Consider the following 17266-nt stretch of genomic DNA (forward strand, 5'->3'; position numbering starts at 1 on the left):
TCGTTATTCCACATTATTTTTTAGCAAATTTGATAAAATTAATTTATATTTTTTGTTTATTTCTTACAAGAAATATAAATATATTTATATATAGATGCATAATTATTATAATTTTTGTATTTTATAGGCGTGATTTCAGCCTCAAAAACAAGAGTATCATTGTTGCAGAATCTTTAGTATTTCTATCTGTTGGTAGGAAAACCACTAAAAATCCCAACAAGCGTTTGAGGATCCTAAAACAAATGGGTAGAAATTGGTATTCCTCGGACATCCTTCTATTTCATTTCTAACGCAAAATACTGTATGCCAGATACGTCCGGTATCCTGCATACAGTATTTCACATAGGGCATATATAATAATATTTAAGAAGGGGCTTAATTTATTCAGCCTGGGCAAGGAGCTTATCCACACTTACCAGTTTGACGCTCAGTGTGAATACTTCCATTGCCAGTTTGATCTCATCCAGTGTCGGATAAGACGGTGCAATTCGGATATTGCTGTCGTGCGGATCTTTTCCATACGGATAGGTCGCTCCGGCATTTGTCATCACAAGACCTGCTTCCTTTGCCTTTGCGACGATCGCCTTCGCGCATCCGTCCATGGAGTCAAAGGAGATGAAATATCCTCCTCTTGGAGCAAGCCAGCTTCCGATCTCCAGTCCGCCCAGCTCCTTTTCCAGAGAGGCAAGAACTGTATCGAATTTCGGTCTCATAATGTCCGCGTGTTTCTTCATGTGCTTCACCATGCCGTGAATATCCTTAAAGAATCTTGCGTGGCGGAGCTGATTCAGCTTGTCGTGTCCGATTGTCTGAATCTTCATCTGCTCACGAATCTCTTTTAAGTTGGCATCAGAAGCGGCAATCGCTGCGATACCGGATCCCGGAAAACTGATCTTGGATGTGGAAGAAAACTTATAGACCATATCCGGATGGCCTTCTTTCTTACATTCCATCAGAATTTCAATCAGGTAGTCCTGTTTATCTTCATAGAGATGGTGGATTCCGTAAGCATTATCCCAGTAGATTCGGAAATCCTCTGCTGCCGGGTTCAGCTTCGCAAAACGGTGTACCGTCTCATCAGAATAGGTAATTCCCTGCGGATTGGAGTATTTCGGCACGCACCAGATCCCTTTCACTGCCGGATCTGTGCTTACAAGCTCTTCTACCATATCCATATCCGGTCCGGTCGGAGTCATTGGGATATTGATCATCTCGATTCCAAAATGCTCTGTAATCGCAAAATGTCGGTCATATCCCGGAACCGGACATAAGAATTTCACCTTGTCAAGTTTACACCATGGCGTACTTCCCATAACACCGTGAATCATGGAACGCGCTACCGTATCGTACATTACATTCAGACTGGAGTTTCCAAAAATAACGATATTGTCCTTCGGAACTTCCATCATATCTGCCAGAAGCTGCTTTGCCTCTTTAATCCCGTCTAATACTCCGTAGTTTCTGCAGTCAACGCCCTCTTCGCATACGAGGTCGGAACTGCTGGTCAGAACATCCATCATTCCCATAGAAAGATTCAGCTGCTCTGTAGAAGGCTTTCCACGGGACATATCAAGTTTCAGTCCCTTCGCCTTTACATCCTCAAATTTTTTCGTAAGCTCTTTTTTCAGAGCTTTCAGCTCATTTTTGCTCAGATCTTTATATGCTGTCATGGTTCTACCGCCCTTCTTCATTTTCACTGGTTTCTATTGTATCGGGCTTTTGACTTTTCGTCAACTGTTTCTTGCAATTTTCTCTTTATTTTTCTAATTTTCACGGGAAATCAGGTTGAAAATGAATTTTTTATGTTGATTTTATTCATTTTTCAGCCCATCCTGCAAGATCCGGTTGTGAACAGATTGAAAAAAAGCGGAACAGCCGAAGCCGCCCCGCTCATTTTGACATTCAATTTCTATTTACGTACAAGAAGGGATGTTCCTGTCATCTCTTCCGGCTGTTTCATTCCCATCATCTCGATCAGAGTCGGTGCGATGTCTGCCAGACATCCTCCTTCTCTCAGTCCGTATGCCGGATCTGCGTTGACGATAATGAACGGCACCTGGTTGGTTGTGTGGGCCGTAAACGGCTCGCCTGTCGTCTCATCGATGAGCTGCTCTGCATTTCCGTGGTCTGCGCAGATAAACATCTGTCCGTCCACTTCTTTAATGGCATCTACCGCTTTTCCTACGCACTCATCGACCGCTTCGATCGCTTTAATGGCAGCTGCTTCTACTCCCGTGTGGCCTACCATATCCGGGTTTGCGAAGTTGATAATGATTACATCGTATTTCTGTGAGCGGATTGCTTCAACCAGCTTGTCACACACTTCGTACGCACTCATTTCCGGTTTCAGGTCATAGGTCGCAACTTTCGGTGATTTTACAAGAATACGGTCTTCTCCCGGATTCGGCTCTTCCACACCGCCATTGAAGAAGAATGTAACGTGCGCGTATTTCTCTGTCTCGGCGATTCTTGCCTGTGTCATATTGTTTGCGGCAAGGAATTCTCCGAACGTATTTGTGATCTCTGTCTTATGGAACGCGATCAGCTTATTCGGGATTGTCACGTCATATTCTGTAAAGCATACATAGGTTGTGCAGATGCGGTCTCCTCTGTCAAATCCGTCAAATTCATCCGCACAGAACACTCTTGTGATCTCTCTTGCACGGTCCGGGCGGAAGTTGAAGAAGATGATGGAATCGTTGTTCTTGATTGTTGCGACCGGTTTTCCGTCTTTTGTAATGACAGCCGGAACAACAAATTCATCCGTCTTTCCGTCATCGTAGGATTTCTGTACTGCTTCTACAGCATCTTCGCATGTATTTCCTTCGCCTTTTACAAGGGCATTGTATGCAAGTTCTACACGATCCCAGCGGTTATCTCTGTCCATTGCGTAGTAGCGTCCCATCACGGAAGCAATCTCACCGACGCCGATCTCCTTCATCTTGTCAGAAAGTTCCTGCACATAATCTTTTCCGGATTCCGGCGGTGTGTCACGTCCGTCCAGGAAGCAGTGAACATAGACTTTGGAGATTCCCTGACGTTTCGCAAGTTCCAGAAGTCCGTAGATATGTGTATTGTGGCTGTGTACACCTCCGTCAGAGACAAGTCCGTACATGTGCAGTGCACTGTCATTCTTCTTTACATTTTCACATGCTGCAAGCAGTGCTTCATTTTCAAAGAAATCTCCATCCTGAATGGATTTTGTGATCTTTGTCAGATCCTGATATACGATCCGGCCTGCACCCATGTTCAGGTGTCCGACCTCTGAATTTCCCATCTGTCCGTCCGGCAGTCCTACCGCCATGCCGCTTGCATTTCCGCGGACAAACGGACACTCTGCCATTAATTTATCCATAACAGGAGTTTTGGCCTCTGCAACCGCATTCCCGTTGGTCTTCTCGCTCAGCCCATAACCATCCAAGATCATCAATACTGTTGGTTTCTTACTCATTGTTTTCTCTCCTTTTTACTTTTTTCCACTCTGCTATTTTACATGATTTTCCCGCCGCTTTCAAGCAGTGCCAGAAAACCTGCCGCGTTTCCGGGCAGTTTATACATAAATTTCTTTGACCGTTTCCCGCTCCATGAGCCGGACCGGAATCCGGATATCTACCTTTTTATCTTCCTTTTCTTCCAGTGCCTGAAACAGCAGTTCTGCGGCTTTGCGCCCTTTTTCCGCCGCGCCCTGTCTGACTGTCGTCAGTCTTGGATATGCAAATTTTGACATGCCAAGATCGTCAAATCCAATGATCGAAATATCTTTCGGAATCCAGATCCCGTGATGCCGGAAATAATCCATGGCTTCCAGAGCATAATAATCTCTGCTGAAAATGACTGCTGTATAATCAAAAATATGCCCCGCCAGAGACTGCAGCATGGCAAGCTGCCTGTCCTCATGGATACTTCCCATATAAATGTGCTCCTGCGCAAACGGAAGGTGTGCCTCCTTGAGAGCCCGCTTATACCCGGCCAGACGTCTTTCAGACACATCGCCCGGTGTTCCGTCCGGATCGTATGGCCCGTCTGCAACATAGGCAATTCTCCGGTGCCCCTTCCCGATCAGATAAGAGGCTGCCTGATAAGCTCCCTCTTCATCCTCGGTTCCAACATTTCTGAAGATTTCATCCTCCCGGAAATAGCAGTCGGTAAAAACTGCCGGCATTTTCATGTCCTTTCCAAGTTCTCTGCAGATTTCTGTCGGAATACCGATCGTCAGCAGACCGTCTACATTCCACGTATGTATCAGATCCCGGATTTCTCTCTCGGTAGATGCGGCGTACAGCATCATATAGTATCCACGCGACCGCACTTCCTTTTCAATCTCTACAATCATTTCAGCGGCAAGAGGATGATACAGTGTCTCACGTTCGGAACCTGCCGGAACGTTGGAAATCACTCCGATAATTCTGGACTGATTCTGGACAAGCATGCGCGCTCCCATATTCGGGACGTACTGCATCTCTTCCATAATCCGTTCGATCCGCTCTTTCGTCTCTTTGGAGACCTTTTTGGTTCTTCCGTGTATAACATTGGACACTGTCATGGCGCTGACATTCGCTGCCTGTGCGATATCTTTAATCGTAACCATTCTACTTTCCCTTCCCGCATTTGTGTTTCACGCTTCTCAGATCTTCTTCTGACTTTTTCTATTGTACTATTTTCAGCTGCATTTTGCAATATTTTCAGGGAAAGTGCCGGGTAACAGCAAAACCCTGCGGACATTTGAATCCGCAGGGTTTCTCTTCCTTATTTCCAGTTTACGATTTTACCAAAATCAGCTTTGAGAGAAGCTCCTCCAACAAGTCCTCCGTCGATATCCGGCTGTGCGAATAATTCCGGAGCTGTTGCCGGATTTACAGAGCCGCCGTACTGGATCCGGATTGCTTCCGCAGTTGCTTCATCATAGATTTCTGCAATGCATGCACGGATGCCTGCGCATACTTCCTGTGCCTGCTCTGTTGTTGCTGTTTTTCCTGTTCCGATTGCCCAGATCGGTTCATAAGCGATCACTGCTGTCTTTGCCTGATCTGCTGTCACGTTCTGGAAAGCAATCTTGATCTGCATACGAACGAAATCCATTGTCACGCCCTGTTCTCTCTGTGCAAGAGTTTCTCCGCAGCAGATGATCGGTGTGATGCCGTGTTCAAATGCTTTCAGTACTTTCTTATTAACATCTTCGTCTGACTCTCCAAAATACTCTCTTCTTTCGGAATGTCCGATGATGACATATTTCACTCCTGCATCTGTCAGCATTTCCGGAGCGATTTCTCCTGTATATGCACCCTTTTCTTCAAAGTACATGTTCTCGGCACCAATTACGATATTGCTGCCTTTTGCTGCTTCCATAGCCGGAATAATATCAATTGCCGGTACACAGAATACTACATCTGCTTCCTCTGTTGCTACGAGAGGCTTTAACTCGTTTACCAGAGCAACTGCCTGGGACGGAGTCATGTTCATTTTCCAGTTTCCGGCGATAATTTTCTTTCTTGCCATTTTGTTTACCCTCTTTTCTGTGTTCTACTTATCATTCGCTGCTGCTACACCCGGTAATTCTTTTCCTTCAAGGAATTCCAGAGATGCACCGCCGCCTGTAGAGATATGTGTCATCTTATCTCCGTATCCAAGCTGGTTGACAGCTGCTGCAGAGTCTCCTCCTCCGATGATTGTTACAGCTTCTGTGTTTGCAAGTGCTTCTGCCACTGCCTTTGTTCCATGAGCAAATTTCGGCATTTCAAAACATCCCATCGGTCCGTTCCATACAACTGTCTTCGCATCTTTTACAGCCTCGGCAAAAATTTTCTCAGTCTCAGGTCCGATGTCCATTCCTTCCCATCCGTCCGGAATTTCTCCAGTCTTTACAATCTGGGTGTTTGCATCATTTGAGAACTGGTCGCCGATAATATTGTCAACCGGAAGAAGAAGTTTCACGCCTTTTTCCTCCGCTTTTTTAATCATGTTTAATGCATACTCCAGATAATCATCCTCGCAAAGGGAGATACCGATCTTTCCGCCCTGTGCTTTTGCAAATGTATAGGCCATTCCGCCTCCGATGATCAGAGTATCCACTTTGTCAAGCAGTCTTTCGATTACAGAAATCTTGCTGGAAACTTTTGCTCCGCCAAGGATTGCAACGAACGGTCTTTCCGGATGTTCTACTGCGTTTCCGAGGAAATCGATCTCTTTCTGCATCAGATATCCGACAACAGCTGTATCTACATATTTTGTCACACCTACATTGGAGCAGTGCGCTCTGTGAGCTGTACCAAACGCATCGTTTACGAATACATCGCAGAGAGAAGCAAGCTCCTGGCTGAATTTATCTTCATTCTTTGTCTCTTCTGCGCGGTAACGTGTATTTTCAAGAAGAATAACATCTCCGTCATTCATTGCTTCTACTGCAGCCTTTGCGTTTGGTCCTACTACTTCCGGATCTGCTGCAAATTTCACTTCCTGTCCAAGTAATTCAGAAAGTCTTACAGCAACCGGTGCCAGAGATAATTCCGGTTTCGGTTCTCCTTTCGGTTTTCCAAGGTGGGAGCAGAGAATCACTTTTCCGCCGTCGGCGATGAGCTTTTTAATGGTCGGAAGTGCTGCAACAAGACGGTTTTCATCTGTGATTTTGCCGTCGATCAACGGTACGTTGAAATCGCATCTTACAAGGACTCTTTTCCCTTTTACATTGATATCATCTACGGATTTTTTGTTAAGCATTGTTTTTTGCCTCCTTATTATTCTGACAAAAAGGGTCCGGTCCCATAAAAGACCGGACCCTGCGTTGAGTCTTATTCCGGCAGGATAGCCTGCCCCGCTTATGATTCGGAATATCAGAAATTATAATAATGTTCCGAAATGTTTGATTGTTCTTACCATCTGGCTTGTGTAAGAATTTTCGTTGTCATACCAGGAAACAACCTGAACTTCTGTTGTTCCGTTATCTAATGGTAATACCATTGTCTGAGTAGCATCGAATAAGGAACCATATGTCATTCCTACGATATCGCTGGATACGATTTCGTCTTCGTTGTATCCGTAAGATTCGTTGGATGCTGCTTTCATAGCTTCGTTGATCTGTTCTTTTGTAACATTTCCTTCAACAACAGCTGTTAAGATTGTTGTAGATCCTGTAGGTGTTGGTACACGCTGAGCGGATCCGATTAATTTACCGTTCAATTCAGGAATAACTAATCCAATGGCTTTTGCTGCTCCTGTAGAGTTTGGTACGATGTTGCATGCTGCTGCACGGGATCTTCTTAAGTCACCTTTTCTCTGCGGTCCGTCAAGTGTCATCTGGTCGCCTGTGTAAGCGTGGATTGTGCACATGATACCGGATTTGATCGGTGCAAGATCGTTCAGTGCTTTAGCCATAGGAGCCAAGCAGTTTGTTGTACAGGATGCTGCGGAGATGATGTTGTCATCCTTTGTAAGTTTGTCGTGGTTTACATTGTAAACGATGGTAGGAAGATCATTTCCTGCCGGTGCGGAAATAACAACTTTCTTAGCACCTGCCTTGATGTGAGCGGAAGCTTTTTCTTTGGATGTATAGAAACCTGTACATTCAAGAACTACATCTACTCCGATCTCTCCCCATGGAAGTTCTTCAGCGTTAGCTTTTGCATAGATTTTGATTTCCTGTCCGTCAACTGTGATGGAATCTTCGCCTGCTGTAACCTTATCTGCTAATGCGTATTTTCCCTGTGTTGAGTCATATTTTAATAAGTGAGCAAGCATTTTCGGAGATGTGAGGTCGTTGATTGCAACAATCTCATATCCTTCTGCTCCGAACATTTGTCTGAATGCAAGACGTCCGATACGTCCAAAACCATTAATCGCTACTTTTACTGCCATGATTAATTCCTCCTAAAGTTTAATTTAGTTTCTGTTCTGCATGATGCAGATGGTGATTCTTCCTTGTTAAAGATTCATCAACCATACTGATTGTACTAAAAAAAAGACAGGAATTCAAGTATCTTTACATATTTTTATCCAAGTTTTTGCCATTTCTCTTATATCGATTCCTGCCCTGCAAGAATTTTGTTTATATTCGATAGACATTTTAAATGATTTTCAAAAATTTCGGCTTTCTGTCTATAAATATTGTATAATACCGGAATCCGCATTCCTCCAGAATCCTTCCGGCATCCTCGTACTGGTATGCGATGTGATCCGGCTGATGGGCATCAGATCCCACTGTGATGATCTCTCCGCCAAGCTCTCTGTAACGCCTGATAATCTCCGGGTACGGATGACAGAATCCAAGTTTGTACTTAAAGCCTGCCATGTTCATCTCGATTCCCTTTCCGTGTTCAATCAGCCATCGCAGGATTTCATCAATCAGGTCTGAATAGTTTTTCCAGTTGTAATCTCTTGCCTGGTTTCTGCCGTACCGCACGATATAGTCCATATGGCCGAGCACATCGAAATCCTGTATGATCCGGATGTTTTCCCATGTCTCTACAAATGATTTTTCATATACTTCCGCGTCTGAACGGGTTGCGAACAGTACCCGGTTATACGGATCTCTCCCCTCCACAACATGTGTGCTTCCGATCACAAAGTCAAAGGGATAGGAGGCTGTAAAATTCCGATAGTATTCTCCCAGATGCTGCTGAAATCCGATTTCCACCCCAAGTCCGACGGAAATCTGATCTTTGAATTTCTCTTTTAACTCCTGGATTGCCGGTATATAGCGGTCCATGTCAATCCGGAACTGCTGGTCGTCTTCCGGATAATCCCAGTCCTGATGGTCTGTAATACAGATCTGTTTTAATCCTTTTCTGACTGCGCCAAGCGCCATCGATTCCGGAGATGCGTCCGAATCCGATGAAAAATTCGTGTGCATGTGATAATCTGCTGTGATCATACTTTCTCCTTCCCGTATCAGATGATACGTCCTCCGCCAAGAATATAGCCGTCACTGTAGAGAACCAGTGCCTGTCCCGGTGTCACCGCCCGCTGAGGTTCTTCAAATGTACAGGTGATTTCGTCATCCCCTGTCTTCTGGAGCGTACACCAGCCACCCCGGTGGTTGTAACGGATTTTGGCGAAGATCCTCTTTCCTTCCAGTTCCTTAAAGTCTGCCGCTCCCATTGGATTGAGCAGGCGTGCCTTCACTTCCCGTTTCAGTGACTCTTCATCATTTCCAAGTACCACTTCGTTTGTCTCCGGACGGATCGCAAGGACAAAAACCGGATAACCAAGGGCCACTCCAAGTCCTTTTCTCTGTCCTACCGTGTAATGGATAATTCCTTTGTGCTTCCCGAGAATGTTGCCGTTTACATCGACAAAATTTCCCTCTTTTGGTTCCTGCCCGGTATGGCTTTTGATAAAGGATGCATAGTCTCCATCCGGAATGAAGCAGATATCCTGGCTGTCCGCTTTCTGTGCCACGGAAATTCCTGCTTTTGCCGCAATTTCACGGATCGTATCCTTTTCATACTTTCCGACCGGCATCCGGGTGTGTGCCAGCTGCTCCTGTGTCAGGTTGTAAAGCGCATACGTCTGGTCTTTTCTGGAAACGTCCGCATTTGCCACTGCGTAACGTCCGTTTGGAAGCTTCACAATATTCGCATAATGCCCGGTGGCAATCAGGTCTGCCCCGATTTCTTTCGCCCATCCGAGAAGGGCCTCCCACTTCACAAACCGGTTGCAGACAACACACGGATTCGGCGTCCGGCCTTCCAGATATTCTCTACAGAAATAGTCCATGACATTGGACTTGAACTGATTCCTGAAGTCCACCGTGTAATGCGGAATCCCGATCTCGTCTGCTACCTTTTTGGCATCTTTGGACGGATCCTGTCCGCACTGCGCTTCATCGCACGTGATCATTGTCACGCCGGTTACATCGTATCCTTCCTCTTTCAGCAGATATGCCGCTGCGGAAGAATCGACTCCCCCGGACATGCCGATGACGATTTTTTCTTTTTTCATGCTTTCTTCCTCAAATCTGTTTTAATATTCCTCTTCTTCCTCTTCTTCACCTTCATGAATATCGGACTTTGGCTTTTCGAGACCTTCGATCTCAATACCGTTTTTCTGTGCGTAATCCCACAGTGCTGCGTGGATCGCTTCCTCCGCCAGAAGGGAGCAGTGCACTTTAACCGGCGGCAGTCCGTCCAGAGCCTCCATCACGGCTTTGTTTGTCACCTGCATTGCTTCCTGAATGTTTTTCCCTTTTACAAGTTCCGTTGCCATGCTGCTTGTCGCGACAGCCGCGCCGCATCCAAAAGTCTTAAATTTCACGTCCCGGATGATCTGGTTTTCATCGATGTCCAGATAGATTCTCATGATATCCCCGCATTTTGCGTTTCCGACTGTTCCGACGCCGCTTGCCCCTTCAATTTCTCCCATGTTTCTTGGATGCTGAAAATGATCCATTACTTTTTCTGAATACATATGTTTCCTCCTAAGTTCAATCCGTTCTTTTTTATTTTGCCTGTTTCTTTATAAAATCTTCGTAAAGCGGAGACATGTTTCTGAGATTTTCAATGATCTGTTTCAGATTCTCCACCACGTAGTCTATGTCTTCTTTTGTAATTTCCTCGTTTAATGTCAGTCTCAGTGAACCGTGCGCAATCTCGTGCGGAAGTCCAATGGCGAGCAGCACATGGGACGGGTCCAGAGAGCCGGATGTGCACGCAGAACCGCTGGAGCCGCAGATACCTGCCATATCAAGGCTTAACAGCATGGACTCGCCTTCGATAAAGCGGAAGCTGAAGTTTGCATTGTTTGGAAGCCGGTCTGCCGGATGTCCGTTTAACTTCGTATACGGAATTTCTTTGAGTACACGGTCAATCAGATAATCCCGGACTTCTTTCTCTTTGGATGTTCTCTCTTCCATCGTACGGACAGCCCGCTCCACTGCAGTTCCAAGTCCGACAATCCCGGGAACATTTTCGGTTCCGGCACGGCGTTTTCTCTCCTGTGCTCCGCCATGGATGAAGTTTTTCAGACGGAGTCCTTTACGGATATATAAAAATCCGATCCCTTTCGGTCCATTGAGCTTGTGTCCGCTTGCGCTTAACATGTCGATATTCAGGTCGTCTACCTGTATCGGAATCTGTCCAAACGCCTGCACTGCATCGGTATGGAATAAAATTCCGTGTTCCTTTGCAATCGCTCCGATCTCTCTGACCGGTTCGATCGTTCCGATCTCATTGTTCGCAAACATGATGGAGATCAGAATCGTATCCGGACGGATGGCTTTTTGCAGCTCTTCCAGATCTACCACTCCGTTTTCATCCACGTTCAGGTATGTCACTTCAAATCCATGCTTTTCCAGATATTCACATGTATGAAGCACTGCATGATGCTCAATTTTGGATGTGATAATATGCTTTCCTTTTGACTCATATGCCTCTGCCGCAGCCTTGATTGCCCAGTTGTCGCTCTCTGTTCCGCCGGCTGTAAAGTAGATCTCATTTGCCTTGGCTCCAATGGCATCCGCAATGATCTCTCTCTGCTTTGTCACTGCCTCTTTACTCTTTGCCGCAAAACTGTATACGCTGGACGGGTTTCCGTAATATTCTGAAAAATACGGGAGCATTGCTTCCACAACTTCCGGCGCCGTCTTTGTCGTCGCCGCATTATCTAAATAGATCAATTTACTCATTGTCTTCTTCCTTTCTCTTCTCTTTTCTGGAACTTCCGCACAGTGCCTCCGGCTGAATCTCCTTCCGGCAACGGGCTTTATTTTTTCTGCTTTCTTCTACAAGCTGATCCAGATAAATGCCGTCTACTGTCGTGCGGATGCTTTCGTTGATCTTCTGCCAGACATATTTTGTGGCACAGATATCCTGAGCCTGGCAGGACTCGTCCGCATGAAAAGCGGCGCAGGTCACTGCCTCAAGGCTTCCCTCCAGCGCCCGCAGAATGTCTCCAACCGAGATCTTTCCGGCATCTCCATGGATGATATATCCTCCTCCGGCGCCCCGGATGCTCTCCACAAGCCCCGCTTTTTTCAGCTTTGCCATCAACTGTTCCAGATATCGTTCTGAAATTCCCTGACGCTGTGAAATACTGGCGATCGAGACAGGCTCCGCCTCTGAAAATTCTGCAAGATCGATCATCGCCCGCAGCCCATATCTTCCCTTAGTTGATAATTTCACACTGTCACCTCTTTTAATCCTACTTTTTTACTAGGGTTTCCTTTTGTAGGATAGCATCCGGATCTGGTTCTGTCAACCCATATTCCGGAATATCATACTAGTAAAAACAAAGTCAGGTATCTTATGCATCTTTCCACCCGAAAAAAAATCTTTTTAAAAGGAGCCTTTGTGCTGACTTTTGTCGGTCTGGTCACGCGTGTGATCGGATTTTTCTTCCGTATTTTTTTAAGCCGTGCGTTTGGTACAGAAGGAATCGGTATCTATCATCTGATTTTTCCTGTCTTTGCACTTTGTATCTCTTTGTCGGCCGCCGGAATCGAAACCTCCCTCTCCCGTCTGACCGCCCGTTACACTTCTCTTGGCAGACCGGAACTTGCAAAGGTATCCTTCCAGATGGCTCTTCTTCTGTCTGCCGGCATGTCTTTGATCTGTACTGCGCTCATCCAGATTTTCGCGCATGATATTGCAGTTTCGGCTTTAGGCGATGTACGCTGTGAACCGCTTTTAAAAGTCATGTCCTACGCGCTCCCTTTTGCCAGTGTCCATTCCTGCATCTGCGGATACTCCCTCGGGCTCAAGCAGACACGGATTCCCGGCATTTCACAGCTCGCTGAACAATGCACCCGTGTCCTCGGCGTCTACCTCCTCTATACCGCCGCCATACAGGAATCCGGGCAGGCCGGAATCATCCTTGCCGTCTGCGGACTGGTCATTGGAGAAATTGCAGGTGCCTTCTACAGCATTTTTGCCGTCCGGCGGATTCTTTATACAAAAAAGGCAGCACAGAAATGCAGCTTTTCCTGCTATGCCGGGTGTCTTGGCGATATTTTAAAACATGCCGTACCTATCACGGCCAACCGGATTTCTTTGAATATTCTGCAGAGCATCGAGGTCGTTTCCATTCCAAAGTGCCTCATGCTTTACGGCTTCTCCCGCTCCGCCGCCCTGAGCCATTACGGAATCCTGAACGGGATCGCCATGCCCTGTATTTTATTTCCGTCTGCCATCACCAATTCCATCTCCATGATGATGCTCCCCACTGTGGCCGAGATTCAGGCGGCAAGCCAGAACCGGACTCTGAGGCAGCTGATCCGGAAGGTAAGTATCTCCTGCCTTCTGCTTGGCTTTTTCTGTACCTGCGGCTTTCTTCTGACCGCGGACTTTCTCGGCTCCTTTGTCTTTCAAAGTCCGAAGGCCGCCTCCTACATACGGGTGCTGGCTTTTATCTGCCCGTTTCTCTATACAAATTCGACCTACATCAGTATGCTGAACGGGCTGGGACATACCGGTCTGGCCTTTCTGATTAATTTTACCGGCCTGTGCATCCGGATTGCCGGTGTCTTCTTTCTGATCCCACAGACCGGAATCAGCGGATATCTGACCGGTCTCCTCTCAAGCCAGATTTTCGTATTCCTGGCATCTGTCCGGGTACTCTTCCGTACCGTACAGCGCACATGAACCGGCAGGTAAAATAATTTTGTACATCAAAAAGACAGCTTAAATTCCTTTTCCCGGGAACTTAAGCTGTCTTCTTTATTTTTCTTCTGTCTTTTTACAATGTATCCAGAAACATCTGCATCAAAATCGGATTGACATACGCTTCCGTAATCAGTCCTGCCGTCATAAAAACAAGTACTGCGAAGGTCTTTCCCATATTCCATCTGGCCTGCGGAAAAATGAAAAAATGCCACAGAACAATCAGATAGGCCAGTGCGTAAAAAAGGAACTGCGGCACCATCGCAATCACCCAGAACACAATACCCTGAATTCCCATATTCAGAATCCCCGCACACACAATTGTTCCGGTCGAAAAACCGGCCCAGACAAATACTGCAACGGTGACAATCCTTCTGACCCTGGTCTGTCCCAAAAACACGATCAGAAGCAGCGGGATAAGGCGGATACCACACAAGTACAGGATATATTCTCCTGCTTCAATTTCCGATTGCGCATACTGTTTTAGAAAATACGGGTTGAAGATACCTGATGTGGTCACGTAATCTTTCACTGTCAGATTGGCAAATAAGATTCCTCCGATAAACCCTGCCATAAATGCTGCTGCAAAATACTGCTTTGCTCTTTCTATTCTCACAAGACAAGCCTCCTCATCAAACAGATACTAATACATATTCGGCTGTCCCTTTCTGTATTCACAAATTCGTTCGAATCCGGTTCCTGTCAGAAGTCAGATTTTGCACGAAGAATTTTAACGGCAGTATTTGGCATCGTAGGCCAGAATCGACGCAATTGTCTTGGAGTCCTCGATCTCGCCTCTAAAAATCTTTTCTTTCAGTTCTTCCACTGTATATGTTTCCAGTTCAATATATTCGTCTTCATCAAGGTGCTGGTGGGACGGAATCAGATGCCGGGCGACAAATACCTCGATCTTCTCGTTGCAGAATGCGACCGTTGTGCGGATATTGATCAGCCACTCCAGGCTGTCGCACCGATATCCGGTCTCTTCCTCCAGTTCTCTTCCCGCGCAGACAATTCCCGGCTCTTCCGCATAGTCCAGTGCCCCCGCCGGAATTTCCAGCGTATAGCGGTCCAGTGCATTCCGGTACTGCCGCACCATGACCAGTTTCCCGTCCTCTGTAACCGGAACAACTGCGGCAGCCCCTTTGTGCTTGATGAAATCCCACTCTGCCGTATTTCCATTTGCAAATTCCATATGATCGGTATATACATCCAGAATTGCTCCTTTATATTTCAGTTCTCTTCCCACACGTCTGATATTCTCACTCATCATTACCGCCTCCTCATGATAAAAGAATCCCTGACCTACTTTTCAGTAAATCAGGGATTCTTACGTTTACATTATCGACTCTAATATCTATTTTGCATAATCCGTGACTCTTGACTCCCGGATTACATTTACCTTAATCTGGCCCGGATATTCCAGTTCGAACTCAATCTGTTTTGAAATCTCTCTCGCCAGTAATACCATATCATCGTCTGATATTTGTTCTGGAACTACCATAACGCGAATCTCTCTTCCCGCCTGAATAGCAAAAGATTTATCGACACCTTTAAACTGGTTTGCGATATCTTCCAACTGTTTTAACCTGTTTGTATATGTTTCCAATGTTTCACGTCTTGCACCCGGACGGGCTGCTGAAATCGTGTCAGCCGCCTGTACAACACATGCAACCAGTGACTGCGGTTCCACATCTCCGTGATGTGCCTCTACCGCATTGATAACAACTGCTGATTCTTTATATTTTCTGCACAGATCCACACCGATCTGAATATGTGATCCTTCCACATCGTGATCGATAGACTTTCCAATGTCATGCAGAAGTCCGGCTCTCTTTGCCACACGGACATCCAGTCCGATTTCTCCTGCAAGAAGTCCTGCAAGCTGTGCCACTTCGATAGAGTGTTTCAGCGCATTCTGTCCATAGCTTGTACGGAATTTCATACGTCCAAGCAGACGGATCAGTTCCGGATGGATACCGTGTACGCCGACTTCCAGCGCAGCAGCTTCTCCTTCTTCCCGGATCATGGACTCCACTTCTTTCTGTGCCTTTTCAACCATCTCTTCAATTCTGGCCGGATGAATCCGTCCGTCTACAATCAGCTTTTCCAGTGCAATCCTTGCGACTTCACGCCGGATCGGATCGAAGCCGGAAAGTACGACTGCTTCCGGTGTATCATCGATAATCAGTTCGACACCAGTCAGTGTCTCAAGTGTACGAATATTTCTTCCCTCTCGTCCAATGATACGTCCCTTCATTTCATCACTCGGAAGCTGGACTACCGAAATCGTCGTCTCTGCCACGTGATCCGCAGCGCACCGCTGAATCGCATTGACTACGTACTCTTTCGCTTTCTTTCCTGCTTCTTCCTTGGCCTGATTTTCCAGCTCTTTGATCATTCTGGCTGAATCATGCTTCACATCGTCTTCAACAGTTTTTAACAGATATTCTTTTGCCTGTTCGGAGGTTAGTCCTGAGATTCTTTCCAGTTCCTGTACTCTTTGTCTGTTTAACTCGTCCGCTTTCGCTTCACGCTCTTTGATCTGCTCTTCCTTCGCTGCAAGATTCATTTCCCGATGTTCGACCGCGTCAGAACGCTTGTCTACCGCTTCTTCCTTTGCAAGGACGCGTTTTTCATAACGCTGAAGCTCTGCCCTGCGTTCCTTTGTCTCTTTTTCCAGTTCGTTTTTGGTCTTGATCGATTCCTCTTTCACTTCCAGAAGGGCTTCCTTTTTCGTCGTCTCAGCTTTTTTCAGTGCATCATCTATGATTTCTCTGGCTTTACTCTCTGCATTTCCAATTTTGGATTCCGCATTTTTTTTCAAGTTCGAAACCGTCACATTGTAAGTAACTGCTGCTGTTACGACAAGCGTAATCACTACTGCAACGATAATATAGAAAATTTGCACAGGAGCACCTCCTTATTTAATTTTCATTGTACAATTACAACACTTAAATTTTATACTGTTTTAACAAATATGTCAAGCACAGACTCTTTCCTTTCGTTGAAATCGCGGAATTCCACACCGGAAGATCTTTCGGCTTTTCCGGCATTCCCGGCTAATCTTCCGGAAATTCCAGATTCAGCGCTTTTTTAATCTCTCCGTAGGAAAATCCTTTTCTTGCAAGATAAGCATACAGTTTCTGTTTTTCCTCCACAGAAGCGCGGGAAGGGTCATAATGTTTTTTTCTCAGAAGGTGGCGGAGCGCCTCGCCGGAATCGCTCTCCTCATAGCACCTCTCCATCATTTCGTCTACAATCTCTCCATCTATTTTCTTTCCGGAAAGCTCTGCATAGATTTCCCGTCTACTTTTGCGTCCTTTTCTGGAAAGAATAAAACTCTCCGCATATCTTCTGTCATCCACATAGCCGAATGACTTTACATAGCGGACAGCCTGATCCACTGTTTCCTCCGGAAAATCCTGGCGCAGAAGACGGTCCCGCAGTTCGCTCTCGGTCCTGTCCATACTTTGAAGAAGAGACATTGCCTTACGCTTTGCCCTCTTCAGTACAATCTCCGATAATATCGTTTCTATCTGATCCTCTGTCACAGCTTCCCCGTCTTTCAGATGGCAGGAGGACAGTTCGCTTTTGTATAATACAAAAGCGAACTGTCCGTCCAGATAAATCCGAAATTTTGTCTTTGTAACCGGCTCAATCCCAACCTGTCTCATCGC

Annotated in this window: 16 protein-coding genes; 1 reads left to right on the top strand and 15 read right to left on the bottom strand. The window is 46.1% G+C overall.

Going from position 1 to position 17266, the window contains the following annotated elements:
- Positions 1 to 380: 380 nt before the first annotated feature.
- From B5E64_RS14650 to B5E64_RS14700, 11 genes are all read right to left on the bottom strand, one after another.
- On the bottom strand, positions 381 to 1670 hold the full coding sequence (locus B5E64_RS14650) for an aminotransferase (RefSeq protein ID WP_087169194.1): 1290 nt from the start codon (positions 1668 to 1670) through the stop codon (positions 381 to 383).
- A 239-nt stretch (positions 1671 to 1909) separates the two neighbouring features.
- Complete coding sequence (gene gpmI, locus B5E64_RS14655) at positions 1910 to 3451, bottom strand: 2,3-bisphosphoglycerate-independent phosphoglycerate mutase (RefSeq protein WP_087169195.1); 1542 nt, start codon at positions 3449 to 3451, stop codon at positions 1910 to 1912.
- 99 nt (positions 3452 to 3550) lie between these two features.
- Entirely contained in the window at positions 3551 to 4588 is a 1038-nt protein-coding gene (locus B5E64_RS14660) for a LacI family DNA-binding transcriptional regulator (protein WP_087169196.1), read from the bottom strand.
- A gap of 158 nt (positions 4589 to 4746) precedes the next feature.
- Entirely contained in the window at positions 4747 to 5496 is a 750-nt protein-coding gene (gene tpiA / locus B5E64_RS18520) for a triose-phosphate isomerase (protein ID WP_087169197.1), read from the bottom strand.
- A 24-nt stretch (positions 5497 to 5520) separates the two neighbouring features.
- On the bottom strand, positions 5521 to 6714 hold the full coding sequence (locus tag B5E64_RS18525; RefSeq protein WP_087169198.1) for a phosphoglycerate kinase: 1194 nt from the start codon (positions 6712 to 6714) through the stop codon (positions 5521 to 5523).
- A gap of 120 nt (positions 6715 to 6834) precedes the next feature.
- Entirely contained in the window at positions 6835 to 7848 is a 1014-nt protein-coding gene (gap, locus tag B5E64_RS14675) for a type I glyceraldehyde-3-phosphate dehydrogenase (RefSeq protein ID WP_087169199.1), read from the bottom strand.
- Positions 7849 to 8056: 208 nt separating this feature from the next.
- The gene (locus B5E64_RS14680) at positions 8057 to 8863 is read right to left on the bottom strand and encodes a histidinol-phosphatase HisJ family protein (RefSeq protein WP_087169200.1); all 807 of its coding nucleotides are present in this window, start codon (positions 8861 to 8863) and stop codon (positions 8057 to 8059) included.
- 17 nt (positions 8864 to 8880) lie between these two features.
- Entirely contained in the window at positions 8881 to 9933 is a 1053-nt protein-coding gene (gene mnmA, locus B5E64_RS14685) for a tRNA 2-thiouridine(34) synthase MnmA (RefSeq protein ID WP_087169201.1), read from the bottom strand.
- A 21-nt stretch (positions 9934 to 9954) separates the two neighbouring features.
- Complete coding sequence (nifU, locus tag B5E64_RS14690) at positions 9955 to 10398, bottom strand: Fe-S cluster assembly scaffold protein NifU (protein WP_087169202.1); 444 nt, start codon at positions 10396 to 10398, stop codon at positions 9955 to 9957.
- A gap of 31 nt (positions 10399 to 10429) precedes the next feature.
- Positions 10430 to 11614: a cysteine desulfurase NifS gene (nifS, locus tag B5E64_RS14695; protein ID WP_087169203.1), complete on the bottom strand. Its 1185-nt coding sequence runs from the start codon at positions 11612 to 11614 to the stop codon at positions 10430 to 10432.
- Positions 11607 to 12110 carry an Rrf2 family transcriptional regulator gene (locus B5E64_RS14700; RefSeq protein ID WP_087169204.1) on the bottom strand — a complete coding sequence of 168 codons (504 nt, stop codon included), beginning with the start codon at positions 12108 to 12110 and terminating at the stop codon, positions 11607 to 11609. The genes nifS and B5E64_RS14700 overlap by 8 nt, the downstream gene beginning before the upstream one ends.
- Positions 12111 to 12233: 123 nt before the next feature.
- Between B5E64_RS14700 and B5E64_RS14705 the strand changes: the two genes are divergently transcribed.
- Positions 12234 to 13568: a polysaccharide biosynthesis protein gene (locus tag B5E64_RS14705; protein WP_087169205.1), complete on the top strand. Its 1335-nt coding sequence runs from the start codon at positions 12234 to 12236 to the stop codon at positions 13566 to 13568.
- A 94-nt stretch (positions 13569 to 13662) separates the two neighbouring features.
- On the opposite strand, the gene B5E64_RS14710 is transcribed toward B5E64_RS14705, so the two are convergent.
- The 4 genes from B5E64_RS14710 to B5E64_RS14725 all read right to left on the bottom strand — a co-directional run bounded on the left by B5E64_RS14710 (position 13663) and on the right by B5E64_RS14725 (position 17263).
- Entirely contained in the window at positions 13663 to 14202 is a 540-nt protein-coding gene (locus tag B5E64_RS14710) for a hypothetical protein (protein WP_087169206.1), read from the bottom strand.
- Between the two features lie 114 nt (positions 14203 to 14316).
- Entirely contained in the window at positions 14317 to 14856 is a 540-nt protein-coding gene (locus B5E64_RS14715) for an NUDIX hydrolase (protein ID WP_087169207.1), read from the bottom strand.
- An 87-nt stretch (positions 14857 to 14943) separates the two neighbouring features.
- Positions 14944 to 16497 carry a ribonuclease Y gene (gene rny / locus B5E64_RS14720; RefSeq protein WP_087169208.1) on the bottom strand — a complete coding sequence of 518 codons (1554 nt, stop codon included), beginning with the start codon at positions 16495 to 16497 and terminating at the stop codon, positions 14944 to 14946.
- A gap of 151 nt (positions 16498 to 16648) precedes the next feature.
- A complete protein-coding gene (locus B5E64_RS14725) occupies positions 16649 to 17263 on the bottom strand; it encodes a regulatory protein RecX (protein WP_087169209.1) in 615 nt (204 codons plus the stop codon).
- Positions 17264 to 17266: the final 3 nt, after the last annotated feature.

It is taken from the genome of Drancourtella sp. An12 (assembly GCF_002160935.1).
GTDB classification, from domain to species: Bacteria; Bacillota; Clostridia; order Lachnospirales; family Lachnospiraceae; genus Sellimonas; species Sellimonas catena.